This window comes from Kitasatospora sp. NPDC004289, from assembly GCF_053602875.1.
The window spans coordinates 1-10,929 of the sequence record NZ_JBSGEL010000133.1; the positions used below are offsets into that span (position 1 = coordinate 1).

Here is a 10,929-nt window from a genome sequence, read left to right on the forward strand (position 1 = left end):
AGGTGTTCTCGAAACTCGGCGACATCACTCTCCCGTGGCACGGGGTGCTCTCGCCGCCGAGCGACAGGTGCTCTCACCACTCACGTATAAAGCCAGCGTCCCGATGTCTGGGTCACCGAGGCGTTCCCGTCGGCACTCCAGCGGGCTCTGGCCGCTCGTGGCGGCGTCCCGGTCCCGGTGCACGATCTCGTCCTGCACCAGCTGCACCACCGCACCCCGGCCGAGCTCAGGGAGAGGATCGAGCGCCGCTGGTATCTGAGGTTCAGCCAGCTGACAGCCGCTCAGATCGCCGAGCGGGCGGACGAGATCGCGCTCGACCTGATTGCCCCCGGTACCTGCCCGGACCCGCGGTGTGAGGACGGCTGGCTCCTCGACCAACACGACACCGCCGGAGGCTGTCCCCGCTGCCGGCACCGCACCGTCGACACCACCGCACTCCCAGCCGACGGTGCACCCGCCTCCGCAGGAACCGTCACCGCCGCGGTCGCATCCATCCGCCACAGCATCCTCCTCGCCCGCACCACCAGCCACGCCCGCCAGTCCCGCGCAGCAGCCCAGCGGCACAACCACCCCCGATAGCTTGGGACACCGTCGCCAACTACCTTCGCTACCGGGTCCCCTTCCGCCCGAACCGGGCGACCTCAACCGCCCACTGCGAGCGGGCTTCGGTGTCGTCGGTGAACTGGCCACGGCCTGCTGCAGCCGCGAGCTCTGGGTACCCAGGGTGCATGTGGCGATCGGGCCCAGTGACCAGTGCGGATAGGAGAGGTGCCCCAGGGGCGAGGCTGCGATCAACGCGGGTCAGGATGCCTAGCTGCTGCCTTAGCTTCCTCGGATGCGCCACACCGGGGGGAAGCCGAGCCATGATCTGTCCCCACGTCAAAGTCGTTCCCGTCGCACCAGCCGCTTTGAGGATGCCCTTCACAGCCGTAGCCAGCGGGTCGAGTCCTGGTTCTTGAGGTCGGACTTGCCGGACATACGCGGAAACGGTCCGCGCTGCTGGACGTTGACCGCGTTCCGCCCGCCGCATATACGCGACCTTGGTCACCCACGCATCGACAGCCTTGTAGTCCTTGTCACTGAGGGCACGCTCAGCCGCATCTGATGCGCTCACGAGCGCGGCCACCAACCGAGACAGCTCGTCAGGGGCGAGTAGGTCACCTTCCCGGCGCAGACGCCGGAGCATCCTACGGGCTTGGGTACCAGCTTCATTCTGCTTCTGGGAGGTCGACCGAGGACGAGCGGCCACACTGACCGGGCGGCTGTTGGAGCGAGGGACTGCTCCGCCGTTGTCAGTGTGGTCGCGTTCACGCAGGTAACTGCGCGCTGCGGACAAGACCCTCTGCTCGGCAGGGCTGGATCCGCGTCGGGTCAGGGATGCCGCCAGGGGAAGTCCTGAGCGGATGTCCCAGCTTCGTCGTTCCCGGATGGCGTCGGCCAAGTCCTGGAAGACCTGCCTTTGGTAGTCCTCGTGCGTGGCGAGCCACTGCCGGGCTTCATCGAGGGCAGCTGCCGCGACCGTGTGGTCGGTGGCTTGCAACGTTTGTACGAAGTCGGCGCCGGCCGCACAGAGGCGGCGGACGTGCTCCACCGTCCCGGAGCGTCGAGCGGCCTCCAGGCCGCGGACGAAAGTGGCCACGCGCGCGGAGTGCTGGCCGTAAACCGCGGCGGCCGGCTTCTCGGAGATCCCAGTTGGACGGCCAACTGGGATCTTGCGATTCTCAAGGATCCGGGAAGCGGCGGGGGTGACCAGCCCGTCGTCGTTCCACGTGCACTCCTCGATTGGCACCCACTCGGTGGGGCGTGCCATGGTCTGGGTGCCGATCCAGACTTGGCGAGAGGCTCCGTCGTTCTCGCATCGCACCCGGTACACGTACGGGCACCGGGAGAGGTACGCCTGATCCAAGGCCACTCCCGGGCCGAGGAGAATCGAGTGCTGCTCGTCCCATACCGGCGGAACCGTGCTGTCCATGTGAACACGCAGGTCCATGCCACCAGGGAGCGCAACGTCCACGAGGGAACCGATCGGTGGCGAAAAGGCGAAATGAGCGACCCGGCCGTGGTCGATCAGCGACCGTGCGAGCGCTGCCTTCAGGTAGAGATGATCAGCGCTGGACTCACCGACCGCGGGCCTACGGCAGTCAGTCGGTGCACCTCCAGGGAGAGGAAGGTGCTGAAAATGGCACTGGCGGTCGAAGTACAGCTTGTGCCCCAACTGACCGCCACAGCCTCCAAGGAGGAGCCCGCACCAAAACGTGTCACTGCGGTGCGCGGACCGGAAAGCATCCAATTCGATAGCTTCCGGCGGAAGGAAGACAGGCACATCCGAGTGCTCATCCCCGATGACTGCGGTCTGCACCAGCCGCGTATCCCGAACCATGCCGCCCCCAACTGACTCCCCTCACCAAACGATAGGTGACCGTCAGCCTGCACGCTGGCTGACAACTGATAGCAACGAGAAGGAGCAGCTCATCGTCGTCAGCCCTCGCTATGGGCGGCTTGCCCCCACGCATGTGGGGAGGACAACCAGCTCGCCATGTTCAGGAGCGATTCCTCCAGCTGACCCCCACGCGTGTGGGGAGGACTGGAACTCCGGTGTCGCGTAGGCGAGCGGGTGCGGCTGACCCCTACGCCTGCGGGGAGGACCTGGACCTGGACCTGGACAACCCGCGCCACCGGCAGATCGGCTGACCCCCGCGCCTGCGGGGAGGGCATCAGGCCCCGGATATCCGCACCGGTTCCGTCCGGCTTACCCCCGCGCCTGCGGGGAAGACATCGCCAACGACGTCGCGCCCGCTGGCCAGATCGGCTGACCCCCGCTCACGCGGGGCGGACGCTCAGGCGGCGCTCTGGCACCTCGTGGATCCCGGCTGACCCCCGCGCTTGCGGGGAGGACCGGGCCACCTGGCGCCGCAGGGTGCGTAGCGCCGGCTGACCCCCGCGCTTGCGGGGAGGACGGAGTGGTTGTGACGGAGCGTCAGCCCTTGGCCGGCTGACCCCCGCGCCTGCGGGGAGGACGTCGCACCGACCCGCACCACCAGTAGTCCGGCCGGCTGACCCCCGCGCCTGCGGGGAGGACGCCTCGACGACGAGGACGAGCGGGCCCGGGTGCGGCTGACCCCCGCGCCTGCGGGGAGGACTCACGGGCAGAGACCGGGGGTTCCTCTCGCGGCGGCTGACCCCCGCGCCTGCGGGGAGGACCCTTCGCGACCTGCGGCGCAGTAGCGCCTTTGCTATTTCTTTGCTTGGCTCGCGGTGGTGCTGTGTTGTCAAGGAACGGTCGGTCGTCATCGTGCCACGGCGTGCTGACCGTCCGGCTCGGAATCCACGACCTGACGGGCCATCATCTACTCACGGCTGGCCCCTGCCTGTGCGGGGAGGACGAAATCGACCACTGCGGCCCAGTCCGCCTCCGAGGCTGACTCCCACGTGCGTGGGGAGGACCCAACGCCCCCAGGGACAGCAGCGGCCTGCAGCGGCTGACCCCCGCACTCGCGGGGAGGAGCTGCGGACGGTCGCGGGCGGGATCAATTCCCGATGTCCTATGGTTCCCCGCTCACGGTCCCCACTGGCGGCCAGTTGTGCTCCCCGGTACGCGAGTGCCGGACACGCAACGTCATGTAGTCGCGTTACGGGAGTCCGATTCCCTCACTGCACGTTGACGGCAGAATGTCGGCGTGGATTCCGATCTCTATCCCGACCTGGCCGCCGCAGGCGGCCTGTCCGTGCTGCTGGAGCAGACGGCGGCCGAACTTGATGCCGCTCTCGTGGTGGTGCCTGGTGAGTGGGGATCGCTCACCTCGGCGGGCATCGCTTCGGCGGTCTCCGAGAGGGGGCCGCTGTCCGTACACATCGGGGCCGAGAGCCGATGGTTCGGTGTCTCTGGGTGGAGCCAGGGCGTTGAGCTCATTACCGGAGGAACACCCGACCTCGCGGCCATTGTCCGGGCGGGGGTGGCATGGGGGAAGGGCAGGAGCCTGAGGGAACTTCAGGAGGAACTGCCGTTCCTGCAGGTCTCGGCGCGTGCTGAGGCCCACGAACGTGGGCCGGCCGCGGTGGTGGAGCTGCAATGGCAGATGATGCGGGAGCAGGCGGCCGAGGCCCCTGAATTCCACGAGTTCGCAGAGCTCGTGGAAGCAGCTCATGCCGAACCGCGGCTGCGTCAGCTCTACGTGTTCTCCAGTCACTGGACGCTCGGCTTCAGCTCCTGCACCGGATTCCCGTTCCGCGTTGAGGTGGCGATCGCCCCATCCCATAGCGGCAGCCCCTACCGAGTCCAGGAGCACCCGCACTCCAGCGTCATCGGCGAAGCCGCCACCGCCGCAGCAGCCGTCGCCCTGGCAGTGGCCCACCTCCCCACCAACCTCAGGCCAACCACCGCCGGCACTGCCGCCGCCGGTGATTGACCCTCAGAATCCGTCACTACCAGTAAGAATCCACGCGACCAGGTGACTACCCATCAGGTGGCCGCAGGCCGGCCGATCCAAGTGGCTGCTGACAGGGGAGGACCCTGCCCAGGACCAGGACGCCCCACCCAACGGCGGCTGACCCCCGCCTGCGTGGGGAGGACGGCCCGGGTGTCAGGGACGCCAATTAGGCGGTCTTCAAGTCCCCCCGCTCACGCGGGATGTCGCCCCCGCTCTCCTTCGGGAGGGCGGGGGCGGTTTCGTGCTGCCTGGGCTCAGGCGCTCGGCGGTCCCATGATGAAGCCGCGTCCGGCCGTCGGCGCGTCGGTGTCCGCGCGGCCGGCGTTCGGGCCGCTCAGGATCTCGGTGCCCGGGTCGGCGGGCTGCCGCCACTGCTCCACCAACTCGGCGTACTGGGGGCTGGTCCACTCCATCGGAACCTCCTCGGGTCGGTGGCAGAAGCGTACGCGCCCCCGCCCAACCCTCGGGCCAGGCGGGGGCGCGAACCGCGCTACGGTTTCTGCGGGGTGGGCATCGGCCTGATCGTGCACTCCGGGGCGTGCTGGCACTGGGCCGCGACCGACACCAGGCCGGTGTCGTGCGGGGCCCGCCACAGCTCGGCGTCGACGTCGTATCCGGCGGCCCGGATCAGGTCCTGGGTGTACTCCAGGATGTTCGGGTCGTACAGGTCCGGGCTCCAGCCGGGCGTGTGGTGGATGAACCGGCCGAGGCGGCTGCACAGTTCGGCGTAGGCCTCGGTGTGGACGATCAGGGCGTGCCAGCCCTCGTCGACGATGCGGCTGGGCGCCATGCCGCGGTGGTGCGGGGCGGTGGCGGCGGTGGCGACGAACGCCAGGGCCTGGCTGACGATGCGTCCGGCCATGGTGGTGGTCATGCCGGGGTTGGCGTCGAGGACGGTGTTGGTGACGCTGGCCAGGGTGGCCTGGCCGAGGAGGGCGTCCGGGGCCATGGGGCCTGGCGGGCGCTCGGGGGCGGTGGTCATACTGGGTTCTCCTCACAACGTGCGGTGCCCGTGGGCCGGTTGGCCCGGCGGGGCTGTGCTGTGTTGCGGAGCCCGTCCCGGTCGTGCGGCTCGCCAGCAGGGCGGCCGGGGCGGGGAACCCCTCGACTCCCGGGGTTCTGTGCAGAACTATCCGGCTGGTTCTGTACAGAAGTCAACGGCGTGGTGACTGTCCGTCAGGCCCCGTGTGTCACACCGGGAACTCCCACTCCAGCACGTACCGCGACCCGTCCGCCGTCATCTCCGTAACCTCCACCGGCAGGCCGCCATCCGCCCAGCTCACCCGCGTGATCAGCGCCACCGGCGTACCCGGGCCGAGCTCCAGGGCCGCCGCCTCCTCTGGCAGGGGCATGCGGGTGCGGACCTGCTCGCGCGCGTGCACCGGCGCGCACCCCAGCTCCGCAAGGCGCGCGGGCGCGCCCCCGGGCCCGGTGTCCTCACGGGTGATCGCCGACCCGGCCACGAGCGCCCCAGGGTGGTACGAGGTCGCGAGCATCACCGGCTCGCCATCCACCACGTACCGGCGCTCCCGCACCCAGACCGGATCACCCGCGGCCAGACCCAGCGCATCGGCGAGGCGTTCCGGGCACGCCTCCTCCCGAACGGACAGCCCGTCAACCTCCAGCGGCCGGCCGTCGAGGTCGAGGTCCCAAACCGACCGGCCCTGGCCCCAGATGGAGCGGTCGAGGCGCTTGGTGCCCTGGCGGAGGATCGGCCGGAAGGCGCGGACTCGGGTGCGAGATCCGCGGCGGGTCTCGGTCAGTCCTTCGGCGGCGAGCGTCGCGAGGGCCTTCCGGGCGGTGCCTTGGGCGACGCCGTAGTCGGCCATGAGCGTGTTCTCGCCGGGGACCAGGTCGCCGGGCTGGAGGTCGCCGTTGTGGATGCGCTCTCGGAGCTCGCGGGCGATCCGGGTGTGCAGCGGCTCTTCGGGCACGGTTCCTCCTGGTCGGCGCGGATCGCGATCTCTGGGAGGAACGATAGGACTGATCGGGTGCGGCGCGCTGCCCCACCTGATCACAGGGGACCTCGCGGAACGTGCAGTTGCCGTACGGTTGACCCCCGCCTGCGTGGGGAGGACCGAGCCCGCGCCCCGTCGCGGTAGGACTCAGCCGGCTGACCCCCGCGCCTGCGGGGAGGACTTCTCGGAGTGGTCGTTCGGCACCCACTCGGCTGGCTGACCCCCGCACCTGCGTGGGGAGGACTCGATGGCGATGCCGACCGCGGACAGGATGGCCGGCTGACCCTCACGTGCGTGGGGAGGACACGGACGCCACCCGCTACATGGTGGTGATCCACGGCTGACCCCTACGTGCGTGGGGAGGACCGCAGGACGAGACGACAGGAAGCCCGCGACGACGGCTGACCCCCACGTGCGTGGGGAGGACAAGAGCGCGACGGAATTCTCCGGCGCATCCTCCGGCTGACCCCCACGTGCGTGGGGAGGACGCCTCATGATCACTCCTCGGCACCTGTCTACGCGGCTGACCCCCACGTGCGTGGGGAGGACCGGGGCTGGGTGGACGCAGTCGAGGACCAGGGCGGCTGACCCCCACGCGCGTGGGGAGGACTTGAGCAGCTCCCAGATCAGCTGCTCGCCGAACGGCTGACCCCCACGTGCGTGGGGAGGACTCTTCCCACGGGCCGAGCTCCAGGGCGCCTGGCGGCTGACCCCCACGTGCGTGGGGAGGACATGCGACGACCACGGCGCGGGTGGCCGGCCCGAGGCTGACCCCCACGTGCGTGGGGAGGACCAGCGGTACAGCTGGCCGCTTTGACGAGGTACGGCTGACCCCCACGTGCGTGGGGAGGACGGCATCGGCGGCACCGTCGCCGCCGCCCCCGACGGCTGACCCCCACGTGCGTGGGGAGGACCTCAAGGTCTCCTCCGAGACCCTGGGTGATCACGGCTGACCCCCACGTGCGTGGGGAGGACAGCGGCCTCCGCTGGACCACCGACCCCAGCCACTGGCTGACCCCCGCCTGCGCGGGGAGGACGGAAAGCTGGTGGCGTTCTACTGGGCCACCAGCGGCTGACCCCCGCCTGCGCGGGGAGGACTGCTGCTGAGCGGCCGCCATCATCTCGGCGATCGGCTGACCCCCGCCTGCGCGGGGAGGACGCCGGCCTGCTGGACGTCACGTACGACGGCAGCGGCTGACCCCCGCCTGCGCGGGGAGGACCCTTCGCGACCTGCGGCGCAGCAGCGCCTTTGTTTTCTCTTTGCCTTCCTGGTGGTCAGGCTGTGCTGTCAAGGAGCGGCCGTCATCGTGCCACGGCGCTCTGACGGTCCGACCCGGATTCCACGCCCTGCCAGCCACCGCACGCACCGACTCCGATTCCAGAAGCAATGGCTCCACTGCCGCCGCCTGGAGGGCACCGCCCCCGGACCCGGCCGCCTCTGCTCTTGCGGGGACGACGAGTGGTTAACCAACTCAAGGCAATCTGCCCGCCGTCGCGGGGCGCTGGACCTGGTCAGGGCGTGGCCGCTGCCGCCATTCGGTTCGACCACGATCAGTAAGGTAGGCTCTCGCGGATGCCCGCCCCACCTCAAGGTCCGTCGGCCCCCGGCACCAAGTCGGACGTCGCCTCACACCTACGCCTGGAGCCCAGCCCGGACGAGATCGCTCACGTCGTCTGCTGCCGTGATGTGTCCTGGCGAACCGCGTTCTGCGGCATCGAGGGGGAGGTCATAAACCTCGCGGCCACGATCCTCTGCACGATGTGCGTTGAGGAGATCGAGGCTATGCGGCCCGGTTTCTTTCGCGCACGAGTCACATGCTGCCCGGTGGACGGGCAACCGTGTCCCAGCGAACACGAGATAGACCTGCGCATCGCGGAGGAAAGCGGTCCAGCCGACCATGGGTAGTCGTGGCCCCCGCTCACGTGGGGACATGGTCAACTCCGGCGCCGACCTCTGCCTCGCTGGCTGACCCCCGCCTGCGCGGGGAGGACGCCAGCATCACCCCGAACATGGACGGCACCGACGGCCGCCCCCGCCTGTGAGGGGAGGACTTCTACCGTCGCCTGCTCGAAGCCGTCGGCTACGGCTGCCCCCCGCCTGCGTGGGGAGGACGCCTGGGACAACAAGCGCTGGGCCATGCGCATCGGCTGACCCCCGCTTGGGCGGGGAGGACAGGAACGCCGGCGGGCTGTGCGGGCTTTCTCGTGGATGACCCCCGCCCCCGCGGGGAGGACTACGCGCCAACCGTCGGAACCGGTGCCTACGCCGGCTTACCCCTACCGGCGCTGGGGAGGGCTGTTGGTGGTGCCGGTCCGGAGTGCCGTTCCCTGGCTGACCCCCGCGCCTGCGGGGAGGACCCCATGAAGGACATGAGGCCGGACATGGCGCCCGGCTGACCCCCGCCTGCGTGGGGAGGACAGCGGCAGCGGCAAGAGCACCGTGGCCAGCCTCGGCTGACCCCCGCCTGCGTGGGGAGGACGACGACCTGTCCGCCAACGAGGTGGATGGGGCCGGCTGACCCCCACGTGCGTGGGGAGGACCCGGCCAAGACCATGACCGACGTCGTCCGCTCCGGCTGACCCCCGCGCCTGCGGGGAGGACGCACTGGCGCGAACCGCCCAGTCATCATCTTGCGGCTGACCCCCGCGCCTGCGGGGAGGACCGGGCCTGCGGCGCGGATCTTCGCCTCCCAGGCGGCTGGCCCCCGCGCCTGCGGGGAGGACGCGGCCATGCACAGCAGCGGCCAGGGGATGCCCGGCTGCCCCCGCCTGTGCGGGGAGAACGCGCCCTGGCGGCGGACCGTGGACACCCCGCCAGGCCGACCCCCGCCTGCGTGGGGAGGACGTCTCCTTGAGCTGCCCGCCGAGCTGCCGGACCGGCTGACCCCCACGCGCGTGGGGAGGACACCAGGTGATCCGGACCCGCCATCCGTGCCGAAGGCTGACCCCCACGTGCGTGGGGAGGACGCCAGCCGGACGACCGAGGCCCATCTCGGCAGCGGCTGACCCCCACGCGTGTGGGGAGGACGGTCGGGGCGGCCAGATCCCCCACTGCGGGATTGGCTGACCCTCACGCGTGTGGGGAGGACGTCACGCCGTTCGGAGTGGCGGGATTCGGCGCCGGCTGACCCCCACGTGTGTGGGGAGGACGACTTTTGGTGTTGGCCCCTGCCCGAAGGAGACGGCTGACCCCCGCCTGCGCGGGGAGGACACGATGATCCTCGCGGCGGCCGTGAGCGGCGGCGGCTGACCCCCGCCTGCGCGGGGAGGACTCCGCCCGCAGGTGCGGGTGGTCGTCGATGAACGGCAGACCCCCACGTGCGTGGGGATGACGACACCACGTTGGTGATGCACACCGAAGGGAGCGGCTGACCCCCACGTGCGTGGGGAGGACGAGGCGGTGAGCACCAGCACGCTGATCTACGGCGGCTGACCCCCACGTGCGTGGGGAGGACCGCCCCCCAACCTGGCCGGGTCCGGGGGGCACCGGCTGACCCCCACGTGCGTGGGGAGGACCCGAACACCGGCCACTCGAACGACGTCCCCTGCGGCTGACCCCCACGTGCGTGGGGAGGACAGGCCTGGCGTGACCCTGACCCCAGAGGACCGCGGCTGACCCCCACGTGCGTGGGGAGGACGAAGCTGCGCACCGTTCGCGCTCCGGCGGCGACGGCTGACCCCCCACGTGCGTGGGGAGGACATGCGAGTGCATCGAAACCGCCACGACCGCGCTGGCTGACCCCCACGCGTGTGGGGAGGACCCAGTCAGGGGTGTTCCTCATGTACGTTGCTCCGGCTGACCCCCGCGCTTGCGGGGAGGACGCCACGGGTCTGCAGCCCGAAGGCGGCCCCGACGGCTGACCCCCGCGCTTGCGGGGAGGACGCGAGGACGCCCACGACAAGGCGTCGAACGAGCGGCTGACCCCCGCGCTTGCGGGGAGGACGAGTTGCTGGTGTGCGCCTGGTGCGGCGTGGGCGGCTGACCCCCGCGCTTGCGGGGAGGACTCGCGCATCAGGAGTTCGACGACGGTGACCGCCGGCTGACCCCCGCGCTTGCGGGGAGGACTGGTCCTGGCTCCTGAGTCGGGTTCGGGAAGCCGGCTGACCCCCGCGCTTGCGGGGAGGACGCCCCGACCACTCCCTCGGTCGACCTCACCGCCGGCTGACCCCCGCGCTTGCGGGGAGGACTCGAACGCCACCAGCGCGCCAGCCAGTTCCGACGGCTGACCCCCGCGCTTGCGGGGAGGACAGACTGGGTCAGCCCGAGCGCGCTGCGGAATGCGGCTGACCCCCGCGCTTGCGGGGAGGACGCGGCGCTGCCGCAGACCACCCAGTCCGCCCTCGGCTGACCCCCGCGCTTGCGGGGAGGACGGGATCTCCTCGGTGGTCGGCACTCCGACCTACGGCTGACCCCCGCGCTTGCGGGGAGGACGGTCGGGGCCATCTTCGCTAGTGGCTTGGCTCGGATCTTTGGACGGGGAACAGCTGATGGTCAGTGCGGGGTGAGACTGTTTCCGCATGGTTCATGCGGCTGATGGTGGTGC

At 70.6% G+C, this 10,929-nt stretch carries 6 protein-coding genes and 2 CRISPR repeat arrays; of the genes, 3 read left to right on the plus strand and 3 right to left on the minus strand.

Translation table 11 applies throughout. From position 1 onward, the window contains the following. The first annotated feature begins 177 nt into the window (after nt 1-177). From ACWEPF_RS38885 to ACWEPF_RS38895, 3 genes are all read left to right on the plus strand, one after another. Complete coding sequence (locus ACWEPF_RS38885; RefSeq protein WP_452176377.1) at nt 178-579, plus strand: hypothetical protein; 402 nt, start codon at nt 178-180, stop codon at nt 577-579. 1,600 nt (nt 580-2,179) lie between these two features. Further along, entirely contained in the window at nt 2,180-2,395 is a 216-nt protein-coding gene (locus tag ACWEPF_RS38890) for a hypothetical protein (RefSeq protein ID WP_452176378.1), read from the plus strand. Nucleotides 2,396-3,677: 1,282 nt separating this feature from the next. Continuing rightward, nucleotides 3,678-4,406 (plus strand): DUF6193 family natural product biosynthesis protein, encoded by a 729-nt coding sequence (locus ACWEPF_RS38895; RefSeq protein WP_452176379.1) that lies wholly within the window; start codon nt 3,678-3,680, stop codon nt 4,404-4,406. A 275-nt stretch (nt 4,407-4,681) separates the two neighbouring features. Here the strand turns inward: ACWEPF_RS38895 and ACWEPF_RS38900 are convergent, their stop codons facing one another. The 3 genes from ACWEPF_RS38900 to ACWEPF_RS38910 all read right to left on the minus strand — a co-directional run bounded on the left by ACWEPF_RS38900 (nt 4,682) and on the right by ACWEPF_RS38910 (nt 6,361). Next, entirely contained in the window at nt 4,682-4,840 is a 159-nt protein-coding gene (locus ACWEPF_RS38900) for a hypothetical protein (protein ID WP_452176380.1), read from the minus strand. 77 nt (nt 4,841-4,917) lie between these two features. Beyond that, entirely contained in the window at nt 4,918-5,409 is a 492-nt protein-coding gene (locus tag ACWEPF_RS38905; protein WP_452176381.1) for a glycine-rich domain-containing protein, read from the minus strand. Between the two features lie 208 nt (nt 5,410-5,617). Then, nucleotides 5,618-6,361, minus strand: coding sequence for a GntR family transcriptional regulator (locus tag ACWEPF_RS38910; protein ID WP_452176382.1), 744 nt, complete (start codon nt 6,359-6,361; stop codon nt 5,618-5,620). Nucleotides 6,362-6,661: 300 nt separating this feature from the next. Then, nucleotides 6,662-7,606: direct repeats of the CRISPR family, unit length 29 nt; unit sequence CGGCTGACCCCCACGTGCGTGGGGAGGAC. Between the two features lie 2,511 nt (nt 7,607-10,117). Beyond that, a CRISPR array of direct repeats spans nt 10,118-10,817; the repeat unit is 29 nt. The last annotated feature ends 112 nt before the right edge of the window (nt 10,818-10,929 follow it).

What these genes read in the sequence shown, in the direction of transcription:
- ACWEPF_RS38905 (WP_452176381.1), bottom strand. Translation starts at nt 5,409, where the DNA reads ATGACCACCGCCCCCGAGCGCCCGCCAGGCCCCATGGCCCCGGACGCC.
- ACWEPF_RS38890 (WP_452176378.1), top strand. Translation starts at nt 2,180, where the DNA reads ATGGCACTGGCGGTCGAAGTACAGCTTGTGCCCCAACTGACCGCCACA.
- ACWEPF_RS38900 (WP_452176380.1), bottom strand. Translation starts at nt 4,840, where the DNA reads ATGGAGTGGACCAGCCCCCAGTACGCCGAGTTGGTGGAGCAGTGGCGG.